This window comes from Candidatus Accumulibacter sp. ACC007 (assembly GCF_907163205.1).
GTDB classification, from domain to species: domain Bacteria; phylum Pseudomonadota; class Gammaproteobacteria; order Burkholderiales; family Rhodocyclaceae; genus Accumulibacter; species Accumulibacter regalis.
Genome location: NZ_CAJQUD010000006.1, coordinates 229,725 through 248,531 on the forward strand (window position 1 = coordinate 229,725; position 18,807 = coordinate 248,531).

General features: G+C 59.2%; 13 protein-coding genes, 2 tRNA genes and 1 riboswitch. Of the genes, 4 read left to right on the forward strand and 11 right to left on the reverse strand.

Features of this window, described 5'->3' with window-relative positions; genetic code table 11:
* Positions 1 to 20 precede the first annotated feature (20 nt).
* Entirely contained in the window at positions 21 to 380 is a 360-nt protein-coding gene (locus QZ634_RS14890) for a DUF1840 domain-containing protein (RefSeq protein ID WP_291989666.1), read from the forward strand.
* A 235-nt stretch (positions 381 to 615) separates the two neighbouring features.
* Here the strand turns inward: QZ634_RS14890 and thiC are convergent, their stop codons facing one another.
* From thiC to QZ634_RS14910, 4 genes are all read right to left on the reverse strand, one after another.
* The gene (gene thiC, locus QZ634_RS14895; protein ID WP_291989668.1) at positions 616 to 2,532 is read right to left on the reverse strand and encodes a phosphomethylpyrimidine synthase ThiC; all 1,917 of its coding nucleotides are present in this window, start codon (positions 2,530 to 2,532) and stop codon (positions 616 to 618) included.
* 111 nt (positions 2,533 to 2,643) lie between these two features.
* Positions 2,644 to 2,743, reverse strand: a riboswitch (TPP riboswitch).
* A 263-nt stretch (positions 2,744 to 3,006) separates the two neighbouring features.
* Positions 3,007 to 3,082 (reverse strand) — tRNA-Glu (locus QZ634_RS14900).
* A 25-nt stretch (positions 3,083 to 3,107) separates the two neighbouring features.
* Positions 3,108 to 3,183: transfer RNA gene (locus QZ634_RS14905), tRNA-Ala, on the reverse strand.
* Between the two features lie 16 nt (positions 3,184 to 3,199).
* Positions 3,200 to 3,811 (reverse strand): toluene tolerance protein, encoded by a 612-nt coding sequence (locus QZ634_RS14910; RefSeq protein WP_291989670.1) that lies wholly within the window; start codon positions 3,809 to 3,811, stop codon positions 3,200 to 3,202.
* A gap of 122 nt (positions 3,812 to 3,933) precedes the next feature.
* Here QZ634_RS14910 and pyrF point away from each other — a divergent pair, with 122 nt between their 5' ends.
* Entirely contained in the window at positions 3,934 to 4,770 is an 837-nt protein-coding gene (gene pyrF / locus QZ634_RS14915) for an orotidine-5'-phosphate decarboxylase (protein ID WP_291989672.1), read from the forward strand.
* Positions 4,771 to 4,856: 86 nt separating this feature from the next.
* Here the strand turns inward: pyrF and QZ634_RS14920 are convergent, their stop codons facing one another.
* From QZ634_RS14920 to dnaA, 7 genes are all read right to left on the reverse strand, one after another.
* Positions 4,857 to 7,085, reverse strand: coding sequence for a 6-phosphofructokinase (locus tag QZ634_RS14920; RefSeq protein ID WP_291989674.1), 2,229 nt, complete (start codon positions 7,083 to 7,085; stop codon positions 4,857 to 4,859).
* A 156-nt stretch (positions 7,086 to 7,241) separates the two neighbouring features.
* On the reverse strand, positions 7,242 to 8,006 hold the full coding sequence (locus QZ634_RS14925) for a hypothetical protein (protein ID WP_291989676.1): 765 nt from the start codon (positions 8,004 to 8,006) through the stop codon (positions 7,242 to 7,244).
* Between the two features lie 119 nt (positions 8,007 to 8,125).
* Positions 8,126 to 10,639 carry a sodium-translocating pyrophosphatase gene (locus QZ634_RS14930; RefSeq protein WP_291989678.1) on the reverse strand — a complete coding sequence of 838 codons (2,514 nt, stop codon included), beginning with the start codon at positions 10,637 to 10,639 and terminating at the stop codon, positions 8,126 to 8,128.
* Positions 10,640 to 11,675: 1,036 nt separating this feature from the next.
* The gene (locus QZ634_RS14935) at positions 11,676 to 12,440 is read right to left on the reverse strand and encodes a hypothetical protein (RefSeq protein ID WP_291989680.1); all 765 of its coding nucleotides are present in this window, start codon (positions 12,438 to 12,440) and stop codon (positions 11,676 to 11,678) included.
* 232 nt (positions 12,441 to 12,672) lie between these two features.
* Positions 12,673 to 15,141, reverse strand: coding sequence for a DNA topoisomerase (ATP-hydrolyzing) subunit B (gyrB, locus tag QZ634_RS14940; RefSeq protein ID WP_291989682.1), 2,469 nt, complete (start codon positions 15,139 to 15,141; stop codon positions 12,673 to 12,675).
* A 64-nt stretch (positions 15,142 to 15,205) separates the two neighbouring features.
* Positions 15,206 to 16,336, reverse strand: a complete 1,131-nt coding sequence (gene dnaN / locus QZ634_RS14945) for a DNA polymerase III subunit beta (protein WP_291989684.1) — start codon at positions 16,334 to 16,336, stop codon at positions 15,206 to 15,208.
* 211 nt (positions 16,337 to 16,547) lie between these two features.
* Entirely contained in the window at positions 16,548 to 17,951 is a 1,404-nt protein-coding gene (gene dnaA, locus QZ634_RS14950; RefSeq protein ID WP_291989686.1) for a chromosomal replication initiator protein DnaA, read from the reverse strand.
* Positions 17,952 to 18,277: 326 nt separating this feature from the next.
* Between dnaA and rpmH the strand changes: the two genes are divergently transcribed.
* Together rpmH and rnpA are read left to right on the forward strand one after the other, a co-directional pair.
* Positions 18,278 to 18,412: a 50S ribosomal protein L34 gene (rpmH, locus tag QZ634_RS14955; RefSeq protein ID WP_081444259.1), complete on the forward strand. Its 135-nt coding sequence runs from the start codon at positions 18,278 to 18,280 to the stop codon at positions 18,410 to 18,412.
* Positions 18,409 to 18,804, forward strand: coding sequence for a ribonuclease P protein component (gene rnpA / locus QZ634_RS14960; RefSeq protein ID WP_291989688.1), 396 nt, complete (start codon positions 18,409 to 18,411; stop codon positions 18,802 to 18,804). The genes rpmH and rnpA overlap by 4 nt, the downstream gene beginning before the upstream one ends.
* The last annotated feature ends 3 nt before the right edge of the window (positions 18,805 to 18,807 follow it).

Genomic DNA, 18,807 nt, shown 5'->3' on the forward strand with positions numbered 1-18,807 from the left:
AAGCTGAAGGGAAGCCGAGCATGCTGGTCAAATTCAACTCGAGCACCTCCGGGCAGATCATGATGTTCTCTCCGGCCGCCCGCCAATTGCTCGAAATCCTGCACAAGGACTGCACCGCGCGCGGCGTGATTACCAGCGAGCAGTTGCCCGAAGCCATCGAACGCCTGCGGCGCGCCGTTGCCGGCGGCGGTAGCCGCGGCACCGAAACGCTTCCCCCTCAAGCCGGTACCCCCGCCCAAGATGACGACAGCAACGACGATCAAAGGGCCGACGGTCCGCCAATCGGATTGGCCCAGCGCGCCTTTCCGCTGATCGAACTCCTGGAGTGGACGCGCAAGGAGGACGGCTACATTCTCTGGGAAGCGGCCAAGGATTTCTAGGGGGCCCGCGGCTCGCTTCTGCCGCCGCATCATCGATCGCCGCTTTGGCTCGCGATCTTGATGGCGATCATCAGGTCATCAGTGGCGTCGTCGCCTTGCCGAACCACGCACGGTTGACCACATCACCTGCCCGGACGCGCCGCGGCCAAACGGCAAACGGCAAGCCGCCGCGAGGACTTGCAGACAGGCGTCGTAGGGTGTGTTGTCGACCGCCACCCGCTCCGTAGCCCCGCACTCAGACCTTCCGATACACCTCGGCGCCAGCCTTGACGAACTCGATCGCCTTCGCCTCCATCCCCTTGCTCAGCGCCTGCGCCTCGCTGACTCCCTGCGCTGCGGCGTACTCCCTGACTTCCTGGGTGATCTTCATCGAACAGAAGTGCGGACCGCACATCGAGCAGAAGTGCGCCACCTTGGCCGATTCCTTGGGCAGCGTCTCGTCGTGAAACTCGCGTGCCTTGTCGGGGTCCAGGCCGAGGTTGAACTGATCCTCCCAGCGAAACTCGAAACGTGCCTTCGATAGCGCGTTGTCGCGAATCTGCGCGCCGGGATGGCCTTTCGCCAGGTCGGCAGCGTGCGCCGCCAGTTTGTAGGTGATGATCCCCACCTTGACATCGTCCTTGTCCGGCAAGCCGAGGTGCTCCTTTGGCGTCACGTAGCAGAGCATGGCGGTGCCAAACCAGCCGATCATCGCCGCACCGATGCCGCTGGTAATGTGGTCGTAGCCGGGCGCGATATCAGTGGTCAGAGGGCCAAGCGTGTAGAAAGGTGCTTCCTTGCACTGCTCGAGCTGCAGGTCCATGTTCTCCTTGATCATGTGCATCGGAACATGGCCCGGCCCCTCGATCATCACCTGCACGTCGTGCTTCCAGGCGATGTCGGTGAGTTCGCCCAGCGTCTTCAGCTCGCACAGTTGGGCTGCGTCGTTGGCATCGTAGATCGAGCCGGGACGCAAGCCATCACCGAGGCTGAAAGCGACATCGTAGGCTTTCATGATCGCGCAGATCTCTTCGAAGTGCGTGTACAGGAAACTCTCCCGGTGATGCGCGAGGCACCACTTGGCCATGATCGAACCACCGCGCGAGACGATGCCGGTCAGCCGGCTGGCGGTCAGTGGCACGTAGCGCAGCAGAACGCCGGCGTGAATGGTGAAATAGTCCACGCCCTGTTCGGCCTGCTCGATCAAGGTGTCGCGGAAGATCTCCCAGGTCAGGTCTTCGGCCTTGCCGTTGACTTTCTCCAGCGCCTGGTAGATCGGCACCGTGCCGATCGGCACCGGGCTGTTGCGAATGATCCACTCGCGCGTTTCGTGAATATTCTTGCCGGTCGACAGATCCATCACCGTGTCGCCGCCCCAGCGGATCGACCAGGTCATCTTCTCGACTTCTTCCTGAATGCTCGAACCCAACGCCGAATTGCCGATGTTGGCGTTGATCTTGGTCAGGAAGTTGCGACCGATGATCATCGGCTCACTTTCCGGGTGATTGATGTTGCAGGGAATGATCGCCCGCCCGCGGGCCACCTCAGAGCGCACGAACTCCGGCGTGATCTCCTCCGGAATACTGGCCCCGAAACTGTTGCCCGCATGCTGGCGGCAAAGGATTTCTGCGAAGCGTTCGCCCTGCGCCCCGGAAGCCTTCAGTTGCTCTACGTAGACGCGACGGTTGTTGTTCTCGCGGATGGCGATGTATTCCATTTCCGGTGTGATGAGGCCGCGCCGGGCGTAGTGCATCTGGCTGACGTTAGCGCCGCTCCTGGCACGCAGCGGCCGGCGCTGCAGGCCGGGAAAACGCAGTTCGTCGAGAGCCGGGTCGGCGGCGCGCACACGCCCGAAATCGGAACTCAGGTCGCCTAGCGCCTCGCAATCACCGCGCTCGGCAATCCACTGCGCGCGCAGCGCGGGCAGGCCCTGGCGGATATCGATCGTCGCCTGCGGATCCGAGTACGGTCCGGAGCAATCGTAGACGTAAATCGGCGGGTTCTTCTCGCCACCAAACGCGGTATCGGTATCGGCCTGAGAAATTTCACGCATCGGTACGCGCAGATCGGCGCGGCTACCAGTGACGTAGATCTTGCGGGAATTCGGCAAGGGCTGGATCGCCGCCTGGTCGACTTGAGCGTCAGCGGCGATGAATTTCTCGTTAGCGTTCATGGTGTTTCCTTGCAGAGGGGTACGGCAAAAGCGCTACGCAAGCGTGCAGCGTGCAAGGGGCCAGCGAGACGAGCGAGACGGAGTGAAGACAACACCCTGCGCACCCTGAAAACCCCGTGCGCTCCGCTTCCCTACGACGGCATGACCCGTACAGGTTCGAAGGGACTCTCTCAGCCACAGCGTGATCCGCGCGGCACCCCCAACGTGAGTGCCCAAATTACTGGAACTGCTGGCATTTAGCAAGAATATCGATATCGTCCGGCAGCACTCATCGCTCGCGAAAGCGCACTGACGCGAAGTGGCTATCCGGCGCTCGTCGGAAAATTCGTAAATCAAGGTCGAAGTTGCCCGCGGTCGCGAGCAATGGATAGGGCAGTCACGAACAGGTCGCCGACTTCCACGCACCGGTTTCCCGGTACGGCAAAAACAAGCGTTGATCTTGTGCATGGCGCGCTGCAAGAACTGCAGTGGCCCTGGCGTCCCCACGGGGATTCGAACCCCGGTACCTACCGTGAAAGGGTAGTGTCCTAGGCCTCTAGACGATGGGGACCCGGAACAGCAATCTCTCGACTTGCTGGTGGAGGTACGCGGGATCGAACCGCGGACCTCTTGCATGCCATGCAAGCGCTCTCCCAGCTGAGCTATACCCCCTCGAAAGAAGCGCGCATTATAGGGTTCGAGGCGGGCCTTGTAAAGCGCCGTTCATCACCGCAGAGAAATCGACCCAGTCTCGCTCCCCCTCGATCTCCTGCAGGCGGCGAAGGTTGCGCGCGCGCAACTGCTTGCTCAGCGAACGCCGTCCGATGCGCGCGTCGGAAATGTCGATCAGCCCGAATTGCTGATCGGGCGTGTAGACCACGTTGCCGAGATGCAGCGAGCGGAAATAGACACCGGCCTGGTGCAAGCGAATGACGAAGTCCGTGAACGCCCCCTTCAAGCCTGGCTCGATAGCCGGGTCAAAGCCCTCGCGCAGCATCTCACGCAGCGTCTTGCCGGCCAGCGGGTGGTAGTGCACGCCATCGCGGCCAATCGAAGGAATTCGCCACACGGCGATGATCACCGGCGCCGCTATGTGGCGCCGGTGGAGAGCCTCGGCATTGTCGGCGAAGCGTTGCGCATAGGGCGACCAGGCTGCCGAAGAGAGTAGTCGCTTGCGGCGAAAGAGCTTGAGGATCGTTCCGTCAGCAAGGCGCAGGACCTTGTCGCCAAAGCCATCCGCCTCGAGGATTTCGGCTCCCGCGCGCATGGCAAGGTACTCGTCGTGCTCCAGCTTCTTCAAAGGGCTTCCCCACGCGAAAGCCTCGAGTCTACCTTTTTCGGCGAACACCAGGCGCAATCACCTGTGTCGGCTCGAGTCACGGCCGTTAGAATGCAGCTTTTGCCAAGAGTGATGGTTGTCCGATGAACTTCATGCACGCTCTCAACGCTGCCTGGCACGACCGCAACAGCCTGCTCTGCGTTGGCCTGGACCCCGACCCGGCGCGCTTCCCCGCCCACTTGCGGGGTCAGCCAGACGCCATTTTTACCTTCTGCAAAGCAATCGTCGACGCCACCGCCGACCTGGTGTGCTCGTTCAAGCCGCAGATCGCCTATTTCGCCGCTCAGCGTGCCGAAGACCAGCTACAGGCCCTGATCGCCCACATCCACGACGCTCACCCGACGATACCGGTGATCCTCGATGCCAAGCGCGGCGACATCGGCAGCACCGCCGAGCAATACGCCATAGAGGCCTTCGAACGCTTCAAAGCCGACGCGCTCACCGTCAACCCCTATATGGGGCGCGACTCGATCGAACCTTATCTGGCATACGCCGACAAGGGCGTTATCCTGCTCTGCCGAACCTCGAACCCCGGCGGCAGCGACCTCCAGTTCCTCGACGTCGGTGGCGAAAAGCTCTACGAGCGGGTCGCCCGCCTGGTCAGCCAGGAATGGAACCAGGGCGGTCAGTGCGCACTCGTCGTCGGTGCCACCTTCCCCGGCGAAATTGCCCGCGTTCGCGAACTGAGCGGCAACATGCCGCTACTCGTTCCGGGTATCGGTGCGCAGGGCGGCGACATCGAGGCAACCGTCCGCGCCGGCCGTACGGCACACGGCGACGGCCTGCTGATCAATTCCTCACGCGCCATCCTCTATGCCGGCAGCGGTGAGGACTTCGCGCAGGCGGCACGGCGCGTTGCTCTGGACACTCGCCATGCGATCAATGTCCATCGCCACCCTGCGCCTGAGGCTGACTGCTGACAACCACCGTGCGCACGCCAGCAACGTCGCTGATAGCTGGCTGGCGCTGTCCGGAGCGTGTAAAACACGATCGACGCGGTCTCTGGTTAACTCGCTTCCGCGGCTGGCCGTGCCATCCCCTGCATGACCGGCCGCAAGTCCATCCACCATTGCTCCGTCGGCCGCCGATGTTCCAGGTCGACCACATCATGCATGCGGTTGATTGGAGAGATCATCACCTTGCCTTCGACCAGGCCGATATAGGCACCGGCAGCCGAACCCCGCTCCAGTTCGCGGGTCAGGAAGTCGATGCAATGCGCCGCCAGGCGGGTTGCCAGCACGCGGTCAAACGGTGAGGGGTTGCCGCCCTGCTGGACGTGACCCAGGATTGCCTGGCGCACGTCGAACAGGCCGTGACCTTCCTCCTCGAACAGCCGGCACATGAAATCGGTCGTGTACTGCGCGTTTGCACGCTCGTTGCGAATCGTGAGATAGAAACGCCGACCGCCATGAAAACCCTCGATCATCCGTTCCACATCGGCTTGCAGGTCCTTCAGCGAGACCCCTTCCTCGGGCAGGTAGATGCGCTCGGCACCACTGGCAAGGCCGCTCATCAGCGCCAGATAGCCGCAGTAGCGGCCCATGACTTCGACCACGAAGCAACGCCGCGCCGCCATGGCCGACTGCTTGATGCGGTCGAGCGCCAGAACGATGGCGTTGAGAGCGGTATCGGCGCCGATGCTCAACTCAGAGCCGGGCAGGTTGTTGTCGATGCTCGCCGGCAGGCAAATGATCGGAATCTTGAATGCCGGATAGCGCTCGCGTTCGCTATAGAGGTTATGGGCAACCCTGTAGGCCAGCCAGCCGCCAATGATCAGTAATCCGTCGATGCGGTACGTTTCGAGCGCTCGTGCGACGGTATAGAGCTGCTCGACGGTCGGCGCCTGCCGGGTGGTACCGAGTTCAGCGCCGCCCATGGCAGCCCACCCCTCGACGTCGCCCCAGCTCAACTCCTCGATGCGCCCGGCAAGGAGTCCCTCGAAGCTGCCACGTACCCCCAACATCGTGTGGCCACGGTCCAGTCCGAGTCGAACGGCGGCGCGAGCCGCGGTATTCATGCCTGGCGCAAGCCCGCCACCATGCAATACGGCCAGTCGACGGGGGCGGGCCGGCGGTATCACGCTGGGCGGCGCACCGGCCATCGCCTTGAAGGTCTGAAACATCTCGGTGAAGCTGCTCCCGCGCAGTTCCATCGCCTTGGCATAGTCATGCTCAGCGATCTTGCGCGCCACGGTGTGAGTTTGCTCGACACATTGCATCAACGGTGCCTGGCGTACCCGGTTGTAGCGCATGCCGACCATCTGGGGTTCACTTGCCGGGGTGGCCGACAACAACTCCTGCACCGCCGCGTGGCCAACCAGCGTGCTCATGCAGCGGTCGAAGGCGCTCGGCGTCCCGCCTCGCTGGACGTGCCCGAGGATAGTCACACGCGTGTCCTCGCCAAGGCGGTCTTGCAGCACCTGTCGCACCCGGTCGCTGCTGATCGGCCCGCCTGCGTTGTCGCACGCGCCTTCCGCGACGACGACGATGCTATCGCGACGACCGGCAGCCCGTCCGTTGCGCAGCAGATCGCACATCTGCTGCTCCCAGTTTTCTGGCGGCGGGCTCTCCGGAATGAGCACGTAGTCGGTACCACCGGCGATCGCGCTCATCAGCGCCAGATAGCCGCAATGGCGGCCCATCACCTCGACCACAAAGGTGCGCTGGTGGCTGGCGGCAGTGCTGGTAATGGCGTCGATGGCCTCGACGATCCGGTGCAGAGCGGTATCGGCACCTATGGTCATGTCGGTACCGACCATGTCGTTGTCAATCGACCCCACCAACCCGGTAATCATCAGCGCCGGGTGCCTTTGCGCGGTCAGCTCGTCGATATCGCCGCGCTCGACAAGTTCTGCCACGAGACTTGCCCACTCCTGCCGAAACAGGTTGGCGCCGGTCAGGCTGCCATCGCCGCCAATCACCACCAGCCGGTCGATCCCGTGCCGGAGCAGGTTTCTGGCCGCGGCAAGGCGGCCTTCCCGCTCGCGAAATGCGGGGCAGCGGGCAGTCCCGATGATCGTTCCGCCGCGGTGGAGAATGCTCCCGACATCGTCCCAAGACAGCGAGCGAATGCGGTCGCCGCCATCGACCATGCCCTGATAGCCCTCAAAAATGGCGTGCACAGCGACACCCAGGTTCAGCGCCGAGCGGACTACGGCGCGTACCGCGGCGTTCATGCCTTGAGCATCACCGCCACTGGTCAGAACGCCAATGCTGATCGAGAGATTGCTGACCATCGGTACGATCTTCCTTCAACTGTTAGAAACGGAGCTTTCCCGGTGTCCACGAAAAGCGGAAAAAGAGTCGGTCAGAATCAATGGCGCGCAGCACGCAATCGTCGATGGGGCGAAAGGCAGACACTCTTCCAGATCAAGTGAAACAGTCCTCTGGCGTTACAGGTTGGCCGAACGCCACCAGTTGCTGTGATCCTTGCGCAGTACGTCGTGCGCGAGCATCGGGTAGTGAGCGAGTTGCTCACCAATGCCCAGGAAGAAGCCGCCCTTGACCATTCGATACGGGAACTGCAGCGAGTGCACCCGATGCACGAGTTTGTTCTGCTTCGACCCTGGCCGCAATTCGAGCAAGGCTTCACGCAGGTGCAGCAGGAACGAATAGGGCAGATCGCCTTCCTGGCCGTTCTCGGGATCGCGCGCCAGCGGGCCAAGTTCGAGTTCGACAAAACACATCCCGGGGAAGCGGAAGAACTTCGATGGTTGGGTGGTCACGTCCACGTAATACTTCTCCGGTTCGAGGAGGCTGACCACCAGGCTGTTGATGGGTGCCAGGTCCTGAAACATGTGCCGCTCCTGGTCGGGTTTTGGCAATCCCTCGCCACGCTTCAAGCCCAGCGTCGCACCCATCGCGGTCGTCAGGTAAAGCTGGCCGATCGCCTCCATCGAGAGATGCTCCATCACGCGATACATCGAGATGTAGACAGAGTTCTTCGGCGTGCCATCCGGCTTCTCCGCGCAGCGCGCAAATGCACCGTCGATGTCGAAGTAGTCATGGCGAAACGACGGATGTATCTCGAAGAACAACGCCTGCCCCTTCGACTTGAACTTGTGGCCCGTGGCGTAGTATTGGCCGAACTTCTCCGGTGGCAGCATGGACGCGATCAGTGCTTCAGGAATCAGCGAAAAATAGAGATGCACCGACATGTTTGAATCCTCCCTGAAATAGTCGACCTTATTCGACGTTCTTGGCTATTGCCACGTCGGCGATACCCCGCGAAGCCCTGGCGCCCGGGGCCCCCATGTATGGCGAACGTAGCGTACCGCTACACCGTCGCCTTCTTGGCGAGAATGCGCATTCCGTAGAAGCTACGGAATACGAAGACGAGATTCACGACAAAGAACAGCCCGGCCAGAGCAGTTACGACTCCCTGCTGTCCCTGTGCCTGGAGGCCGACCGCCATCTCGACCGCCAGCAGACCGAAGAGCGTAGTGAACTTGATAATCGGGTTCATGGCCACCGAGGCGGTATCCTTGAACGGGTCGCCGACGGTGTCGCCGATCACCGAAGCGTTGTGCAGATCGGTTCCCTTGGCATGCATTTCGGTTTCGACAATCTTCTTTGCATTGTCCCACGCACCACCGGCGTTAGCCATGAAAACCGCCTGATAAAGACCGATGATGGCCAGCGAAATAAGATATCCAATGAAGAAGAACGGCTCGATGAAGGCGCAGGCAAGGGTTCCGAAGAATACCGCCATGAAAATGTTGAACATGCCTTTCTGCGCGTAGATCGTACAGATCTCGACGACCTTCTTGCTGTCTTTGGGCGACGCCTTGACCACCGCATCGAGTCTGATGTGCGTGCTGATGAACTCGACAGCACGATAGGCCCCGGTCGATACGGCCTGGGTGCTGGCGCCGGAAAACCAGAAGATCGTCGCGCCACCGGCAACGAGGCCGAGCAGAAACGGCGGGTGCAGCAACGACAGCTTGTCGAGGTTTTCGGTCAAGCCGCCAGTGAGCAGCATGACAATCGAAAAGACCATGGTCGTCGCACCGACCACCGCGGTGCCGATCAACACCGGCTTGGCAGTGGCCTTGAAAGTATTGCCCGCCCCATCATTCTCCTCGAGCAGGAACTTCGCCGACGTGAAATCGACATCAAAGCCGAAATCCCGCTTGACCTCCGCAGCGATATCGGGAACCTGCTCGATCATCGACAGCTCATACACGGACTGTGCATTGTCGGTCACCGGGCCGTAGCTATCGACGGCAATCGTTACCGGGCCCATTCCCAGGAAGCCGAAGGCGACGAGCCCGAAAGAAAACACAGCGGCCATCATGGCGGCCTTGGCTGAGTCGGGATTGATCACCGCGGTCAGCTCGTACTGCGACAGGAGGTAGGAACCGGACATCAGCCCGACGATGATCACACCGATCCAGAATGCCGAGAAGTACCCGGCAACGAGTCCGGACAGGATGTTGAGGCTGGCGCCTCCGGCCTCGGAGGCGGTCACCACTTCGCGCACATGTTTTGAGTTGGTCGACGTGAATACCTTCACCACCTCCGGAATGATCGCACCAGCCAGCGTGCCAAGGGTGATGATCAGCGAAAGCTGCCACCAGAGGTCCGCGTACGCTGTGCCGTTGACAGCGAACTGTCCCATCAGCAGATACGACACGATGAAGGTGATCACCAGCGAGACGAGCGAGGTGATCCAGACCAGTGAGGTAAGCGGTGCTTCGAAATCGAAGCGTTGCTTGTCGCCATACAGACGCCGCGCGAGCATCTGATTGCCGAAGTATGAAATTCCCGAAGCGACAATCATCATTACACGCATGGCAAACAGCCAGACCAGTAGCTGGACCTGGACGGCCGGTTCTGGCACGGCGAGCATGATGAAGGTAATCAGTGCCACACCGGTGACGCCGTAGGTCTCGAAGCCGTCGGCGGTTGGGCCAACCGAGTCGCCGGCGTTGTCGCCGGCGCAGTCCGCGATTACCCCAGGGTTGCGCGCGTCATCTTCCTGGATGCCGAATTCGATCTTCATCAAATCGGAACCAATATCCGCGATCTTGGTGAAGATGCCGCCGGCGATGCGCAGTGCAGCGGCGCCCAGCGACTCACCGATGGCAAATCCGATGAAGCACTTGCCGGCCAGTGAAGCCGGGATGAAGAGCATGATACAGAGCATGATCAGCAACTCGGTGGAGATCAGTAGCATGCCGATGGAGATCCCCGAGGTGATCGGAATCGCGTAAATCTGATACGGCTTCGCGGCCAGCGAGGCGAATGCCGTGCGGCTGTTGGCCAGGGTATTGATGCGTATGCCGAACCAGGCAACGCCGAACGAGCCAGCAATACCGATCACCGAAAACGCCAGGATCGTAGCCACTTCGGAAACCGCCAGCTGCTGGACGAAATAGAAATAGCCGATCATGATAACCGCGGTGAGAGCCTGCAGAATCAGCAGGAACTTTCCCTGAGTGATCATGTAAGTCTTGCAGGTCTCGTAGATCAGTTCGCTGATTTCGGCCATCGAGCGATGCACCGGCAGGCGACGAATCCGGCGGTAGATGACGGCACCGAAGGTGAGGCCACCGACAGCGACGAGAAGTCCGTAGGAAAGCAGTGTCCAGCCCGAGATACCACCGAAGAAGCTCACCAGAGCGGTATCTGCCAGATCGGGAAGAACAAGGTCGACTTCGGAGACGTGGCCCTCCGTGGCGGCGAGGGCTGGAAGCGACGTCACAGCAAAGAATACAAGTAACGCCGACAACAGATAAGTTGCGAAACTGGTGCGCGGAGGGGCCAGCGCATTGTGAGCGAATGTCATATTAGTGGGGTCCAGATAGAGTTAATATTTGCTCGCTGTATCCTTCGAAGTGTCCGGTTTTCTGGGCAGGGGAACTCGAGATTCAGTACCGCCGCGGCGAGTATCTCCGCGCCAATAGGGCGTGTCAAGCGTACCCAGCGGCGCCTATCAGAACCGCCTTTCACGCGCTATTGGCGGCTTATCGGCACGCTTTTCGGGCATGGTCAAACTGTCACTACGAATAGTTTCCCTATTACACATCAATGCGTTATGGGCAATGTATAGAGACGACTAAGCGCATACACGGAAAGAACAAACGCATACTCTCTCGCCGCTGACGCACTTTTCGAAGCCGCAGTCGATAATCCGTTCAGGCCTTCTTAAAACGCGTTTCGAATATTCTATGCTTGCGCGGCGACACCCGAGAATAGAGGCTTCAGGCGGCCGTCTAGGTCATGAATCACCTCTGCGGGTAGTTCACGAAACATACAAGCCGCATGATTCCAAATGGGAACCAACTATTTTTTTCGGGACGTCAGTTCAACGTTCGTGACTCGATACGTGTGGCTGCTGCCGTCCCGTCACGGGGCAAGAACGCCGACCGTGCTGCGTAACGGGGCTTGGAAGGTGGCACGGGAATTCCCGCGTGCCTGAGAAGCGCGAATTCCTGCTGTGTCTATGCCGCGATCGCTAATGCTCTTGCCATCTCGGCCCATGGCCAGCTTGCTGTGATTGCCGTGACCATGGCGTCCGTGACTGACGAACCGCAGGAAACGGTCGAGAGAAAACGTGGCAGCCTATTTGCCGCCTCGCCGCATCACGTGCAGCGGCAGTCTGGAGTGCCAAAGTGACACACCAACTAGCCAATCAACCGAGAGGCGTAGCGGTAGCTCGCGGAGCTCGCCGTCTTCGCTGCTTGTCTTCGTGGTGCCCACTACCTGCCGGCCAATTCGGCAAAGGCCTTCAGGCGTTGCAAACCCGTCAACCACGATATAGCTGCTGCTTGGCGAAAAAAAACCGAGACAGTCTTCCGTCTCGGTTCCTCTCTGAATAGCGCTTACAGGTTACACGAGCGCCACCAAGTGCTGTGATCCTGGCGCAGCGCTTCATGTGAAGGCATCTTGTAGAAGACGAGATCAGAACCGTTACCGATATAGATACCGTTCTTGATCATTCGGTACGGGAACTCAAGCGAGTGCACGCGATGCACCAGCTTGCTTTGCTTGCCGGCCGGATCAACTTCAAGCAAGGCCTCGCGGAGGTGGTGAACAAACGAGTACGGAAGATCGCCAACGGCCCCAGCTCCCGGGTCCGTCGCCAGTGCGCCTAGTTCCAGTTCAACAAAGCACAGGCCAGGGAAGCGAATGAACTTGTTGGGCTGACTGGTGACCTTTTCATAGTAAGTCTTGGGGTCCTGCGCGCTGACCACCAGGCTGTTGATCGGTGCGAGGTCCTGGTACATGTGCAAGCCCTTCGCCTTCGCCGGAAACGAATCGGCGCGGCTCAAGCCCAGTGTCTGTCCGTAGGCGGTGCCCAGATACAGCTTGCCCAGAGCGCTCACCGGAATGTGCTCAAGCACCCGGTAAACGGAAATATAGACCGAGTTCTTGGGGGTGCCATCGGGGTGCGCGACACAGCGCTCAAAACCCTCATCAATGTTGAAGAATTCATGACGGAATTTTGGATCGAGCTCGAAGAAGATCGCTTGTCCCTTGGATTTGTAGCTATGGCCGGTTGAGTAGTATTGCCCGAACTGCTCAGGTTCCAGCATTGAGGCGATCAGGGCTTCGGGGACCAGCGAAAAGTAGAGATGTATCGTCATGATTGTGTACTTTCTCCAAAATGAGATTGTATGGACCACGTGCCACCGACGGACGATGCCGATGGTTACACATAGACCCATGCGGATTTTTTGTTGCGGCCACGACTCTATTGTGCAAATTATACGAGCTGTGGCTGGCGGCGCCTAGCCGCTTGAACTTACTTTGCCCGTTCGTCTTGCGCATTTATGTGTGAAGCATTTCCTGCCGAAAACCCAGCGCAGCGGTCATTACTCAAACGTCGATGTTTCGTGCCGCCAGGGCATTCGACTCGATGAAATGGCGCCGGGGTTCTACCAACTCGCCCATCAAGGTGGTGAAGATCTCGTCGGCGCGGATCGCGTCTTCGATCTGAACCTTGAGCAAGCGACGCACTTTCGGATCCATGGTCGTTTCCCAAAGCTGCTCCGGGTTCATTTCACCGAGCCCTTTGTAGCGCTGTTTGGTGACCGTACGCTCGACTTCGCCGAGTAGCCACTGCATTGTTTCAGCGAAGCTGCCGACGGCCTGTTCCTTTTCACCGCGAACGACCACGCCGCCAGGGCCGAACAGGTCGGCCAGGATCTCGGCGGTCTTGCGCAGTTGCGCGTAATCACCGCTGACCAGAAGATCGTCATCGATGACGCCGACCTTGAGATTACCGTGCAGCACCTTTTCGAGGCGTAGCTGCCAGCGTTCCTCGGCGTCGTCATAACGCGCGAAAATGTTGATTCCCAGTTTTCCGCCAACGGCTTGCATGAGAGCGACGGCGCTCGCCGTGGCCGCCCCCTGGTCGCTGACGTCGACCTTCAGATTGGCATCGATCAAGGCATGCAAAACTTCGGGATTGATCAGGTGTGACAGACGGTTGATGACCGCCTCGGCGAGCAGATACTCACGCGCCAGTTCCTCCAGACCGGCGCCGGAAATCTCCGGCGCTCCGGCTTTCGGGGTAAGCACCGAACCCTCCAAAGCGAGGGTCAGCAGAAACTGCTTGAGCGCCTGATCGTCCTTGATGTAGCGCTCTGTCTTGCCGTGCTTGACCTTGTACAGCGGCGGCTGCGCTATGTACATATGGCCATTCTCGATCAACTCGGGCATCTGACGATAGAAGAAGGTCAGCAGCAGCGTACGGATGTGTGCGCCATCAACGTCGGCGTCGGTCATGATGATCAGGCGGTGATAGCGCAGCTTCTCCGGCTTGTACTCGTCCTTGCCGATACCGGTACCAAGCGCGGTAATCAGGGTGACAATCTCCTGCGACGAAATAAGCTTGTCGAAGCGCGCTTTTTCAACGTTGAGAATCTTTCCTTTCAACGGCAGGATGGCCTGGAACTTGCGATCACGACCCTGTTTGGCGGACCCGCCGGCGGAGTCTCCCTCGACCAGATACAGTTCGCAAAGCGCAGGGTCTTTCTCCTGGCAGTCAGCCAGCTTTCCGGGCAAGCCGACGCCGTCGAGCAAGCCCTTGCGTCGGGTCATTTCCCTGGCTTTGCGAGCCGCGTCACGTGCCCGTGCCGCTTCAACGATTTTGCCGGTTATCACCTTGGCGTCGAGCGGCCGCTCCTGGAGAAATTCGCTCAGCTTGGCCGCCACGACCTCTTCGACCGCCGGCCGCGCCTCCGATGAAACCAGCTTCATTTTGGTCTGCGAGGCAAACTTCGGATCCGGCATCTTCACCGACAACACGCAGGCCAGACCTTCACGCATGTCGTCACCGGCGATATCGACCTTGGCCTTCTTGGCAATCTCGTTTTCTTCGATATAGCGGTTGATCACCCGCGTCATCGCTGCCCGCAGGCCGGTCATGTGCGTTCCACCGTCGGCCTGAGGAATGTTGTTGGTAAAGCACAGCACCTGTTCCGCATAGCTGTCGTTCCACTGCATGGCCACTTCCACGCTGATCGGACCATTGACGCTCATCGACTCGCCGGCAGCGTGGAAAACGTTCGGATGGAGTACCGACTTGCTGCGATTGATGTACTCGACGAAACCTTGAACGCCTCCCAGAAAGGCAAAGTTCTCTTCCTTGCCGTTGCGCTGGTCGACCAGGCGAATCTTGACCCCGTTGTTCAGAAACGACAGCTCGCGCAGACGCTTGGCGATGATTTCATAGTGGAATTCGACCACGCCGAAGATCTCTTCGTCAGCCATGAAATGCAACTCGGTGCCACGCTTCTCGGTGCTGCCGACGACCCTCGTCGGCGACACCTCTACTCCCTTCTGGATCTCGATCTGGCGATCGACGACCTTCCCCCGGTTGAAGTCGATCAAGTGCTTTTGACCGTCGCGGCGAATGGTCAGGCGCAACCATTTCGACAAGGCATTGACGCAGGAGACGCCAACTCCGTGCAGCCCCCCGGAAACCTTGTACGAATTCTGGTTGAATTTGCCGCCCGCATGGAGCACGCACATGACGATCTCGGCAGCCGAGCGCTTCGGTTCGTGACGGTCATCGAACTTGATACCGGTAGGAATTCCACGCCCGTTGTCGGTCACCGAGATCGAATTGTCCGCATGAATGGTGATGACAATATCGTCGCAGTGACCGGCCAGTGCCTCGTCGATGGCGTTATCGACCACCTCGAAAACCATGTGGTGCAAACCCGTGCCGTCCGAGGTGTCACCGATGTACATCCCGGGGCGCTTGCGAACCGCCTCCAGGCCTTCCAGCTGCTGAATACTTGTTTCATCGTAGGCCGGTTGCTCGTTTTCTTCAGTCATTCTAGATCCAAAATTTCTTTCATCGGTTTAACCACGGGTGCTCCTCATGAGCCCTCGCATCACCTCAAATGCGCATCGGCATGACCACGTAGCGAAACCGCTCGTTGCCCGGTATGGTCAGCAACGCGCTCGAATTAGCATCGTTGAAGCCCCACTCGATGGTCTCTTCAGAGCGGTTGTTCAGCACGTCGAGCAGGTAAGCGACGTTGAAACCAACGTCCAGTGGTTCGCCGTCGTACTCCACCTCGATCTCTTCGAGCGCCTCTTCCTGCTCGGCGTTGGCGGCCATGATCTTGAGACTGCCTTCACCCAGCATCAGGCGAACGCCGCGAAATTTCTCATTGGTCAGAATCGCCGCCCTGACCATGGACTGCAGCAACTGGGCACGGCTAACCGAAACCACGTTCCTCAGGCTGGCCGGAATGACGCGCTCATAATCAGGGAAGCGACCGTCGATAAGCTTGGAGACCAAAGTGATATTCGCGAACTTGAAGCGAATCTGGCTGGGCAGCATTTCGATGACCAGCGGCTCGTCGCTATCGTTTAGCAGCCTGTTGAGTTCGATTACCGTCTTGCGTGGCAGGATCAATTCCTGGCGCACTGCTCCCTCGGCGCGCAGGGCCTCGGGCGAATCTTCAAGTGGCATGCTGGCGTAGGCCAAGCGATGTCCGTCAGTGGCCACGGCGCGCAACTCGCTGCCATCGACGAGCAGCAGCAGACCGTTAAGGTAGTAGCGAACGTCCTGAGCCGCCATCGCGTACTGAGTCTGCGCCAACAAGCTGCGGAACTCCTTCTGCGGAACACTGAAACGCCGGATTTCACCCTCAGCCATCGCCAGGCATGGAAAGTCGTCCGCCGGCAGGGTCTGCAGGCTGAAACGACTTTTGCCAGCCTTTAGCTGCAAACGCCGGTCGTCCAGCACCAGACTCACTTCGACGGCTTCCGGCAGGGAACGCAGAATCTCCTGCAGCTTCCTCGCACCGACGGTCACGGCGCCATCGCCATCGCCGGTTGCTCCGCTCGTAGAGCTGGTGATCTGAATTTCTATGTCGGTTGCCAGAAGGGTCAGGACGTCGCCGCGCTTTTCGAGCAAAACGTTCGACAGAATGGGCAACGTGTGACGCCTCTCAACTATCCCCGAAACCGCCTGCAAGGGTGCCAGCAGAGTGTCGCGTCTTGTTTTAATAAGAAGCATATATATAAATCCTATAAAGACTATAGTCGGAACAAGTCTGTTGATACTTTGCCATTTGTTTTTTTATTCAATGCTTTGACTAGATTTCTCGAACTGAAAAAAGTCTGTTTCCTCCTGTGGACCAAATCGAACAACTTATCCACAGGGCCCTTCTACCCACTTTGTCCACTTTTCCTTTGCTCTTTTTCCACGGACTTCTACACGCGCCACGCTAGCTCTTGAGGACCTGCTGAAGCACGTGCACGTCGTGGTTGAGTTCGTTCTCCTTGGTACGCAGGTCATCGATGGTGCGTACCGCGTGCAGCACGGTGGTATGGTCGCGGCCACCGAAGGCGCCGCCTATGGCGGGGTAGCTCAGCGTGGTCAGATTCTTGGTCAGCCACATGGCGATTTGCCGTGGCCGCACGATCACTCGCGTGCGCTTCTTCGAGAACAGGTCGGCCACCTTGATCTTGTAGTAGTCGGCCACCGTCTTCTGGATGTTGTCGACGGTGATCTGACGGTTGACGGCGCCAATCACGTCCTTGAGCGCTTCCTTGGCCAGATCCAGCGAGATCAGGCGGCCGTGGAACGCCGAGTAGGCGAGCACTTTCTTGAGCGCACCTTCGAGTTCGCGAACGTTGGAGCGCAGATGTTTGGCGATGTAGAACGCCACTTCGTCGTCAAGAGCGACGCCATCGCCTTCGGCCTTCTTCTTGAGAATTGCTACCCGCATTTCCGTCTCCGGAGGTTCGATCTGTACGGTCAGTCCCCAATCGAAACGTGTGATCAGACGGTCTTCAAGACCGGAGATGTTCTTCGGATAGGTGTCACAGCTGATCACGATCTGCTTGCGCGTTTCGCTCAGCGCGTTATAAACGTAGAAAAATTCTTCCTGGGTGCGGTTCTTGCCGTTGAAAAACTGCACGTCGTCGAGCAGCAGAACGTCGAGCGAGCGGTAGTAGCGCTTGAAGACGTCGAAGGACTTCTGCTGGTAAGCGCGTACGACGTCGGAGTAGTAGTCTTCGGCATGGACGTAACGGACGACCCGGTCGGGATAGTTTTCGAGTATGTGATTGCCGATGGCGTGGATCAGGTGCGTCTTGCCCAGGCCGGCACCGCCATAAATGAAAAGCGGGTTGTAAGTGGTCTCCCCGGGGTTGATAGAGACCTGCCGCGAAGCGGCGCGCGCCAGATCGTTGGCTTTGCCGACGATCAGGTTGTCAAAGGTAAAGGTCTTGATCAAGCGGGTCTTCTCGTATGCGCTACGGTCTCTTTCGGCGAGTGAGTTGGCACTGACGGCAGCAGCTGCCAGTGCAGCAATCGGGCGGCCATCATTTCGCTGCGCACGGTTATTTGTTCCCGGTGCTGGCGGAATTGGCGGTGTGACGCGTTCGCCAAGGCTCAAGACGACGTTGACCGGCATCGAAAAGTGCTCGCTCGCCAACTCTTCGATCCGTGCCAGGTAGCGTTCCTTGACCCATTTCAGAATGAAGCCGTTCGGCGCCAGAAGCCGCAATCCGCGCGCGCAGTCCTCCTCTCCTTGCAGAACGAGGGGCCGGATCCAGGTGCTGAACTGCTGAGGCGGGAGTTCCTGCTCGAACTGGCTGAGACATGCGGACCAGAAGCTAGCCATCAATGATCATGGAGTTAAATCCCGAAATAGTGCGCCGAAGCAAGAGCGCAACGGCAGCCGTTCGCCATGACAAGACAGCTTGAAAATCATTGAGATGGACCGCTATCGCCGTGTGGCGCAGGTTACCTGCACGATGCTGATAGCGAAGACCTGCCGCTGACCCTCGGCGCTTCGCATTTGTTGTCTTGTCTGGAGCGCTAAAAGGTCAATTCTAACCCGTTGAACGAAAGTTATCCACAGCTTAAGTCAAAATATGGTCTTGACAAGCTTTGCTCTAAAGCTGTCTAATTACGCGTTCACTTCGCAATGACTTCAAGGGTTTAACCATGAAACGCACTTATCAACCGTCGGTGGTTCGTCGCAAGCGCACCCACGGCTTCCTCGTCCGCATGTCTACTCGTGGCGGTCGTGCCGTCATTCGTGCTCGTCGAGCCAAAGGTCGTCACCGCTTGGCCGTTTGAGCGGCAGGGCTGATCCCGTCAGCGATCTTTCGTTCGCCGCTGCCTCTTTCCCAAAGCGCTACCGCCTATTGAAAACGGATGAGTACTCATCCGTTTTTGGTTTCAGGAAGGCGCTGAAAAGCCGGCATTTCCTGCTACATTACCGCCCTCGCGACGCGGAGGACATTCCCGATGCTCGGCTCGGCCTGGTTGTTGCCAAGCGCTTTCTGCGCCGGTCGGTCGATCGAAATCTGGTCAAGCGACTGGCACGAGAGAATTTCCGCCTGCTGCGCGCCCGCCTTCGCTGCAATGATTTCGTGTTGCGTCTGGCGGTCAAGCCGAAAGCAATTGACCGGCAAGCTTTGGCGCTGGAGATCCAGCGTCTGCTGAGCAAGATGACCTCACCACAATGATGG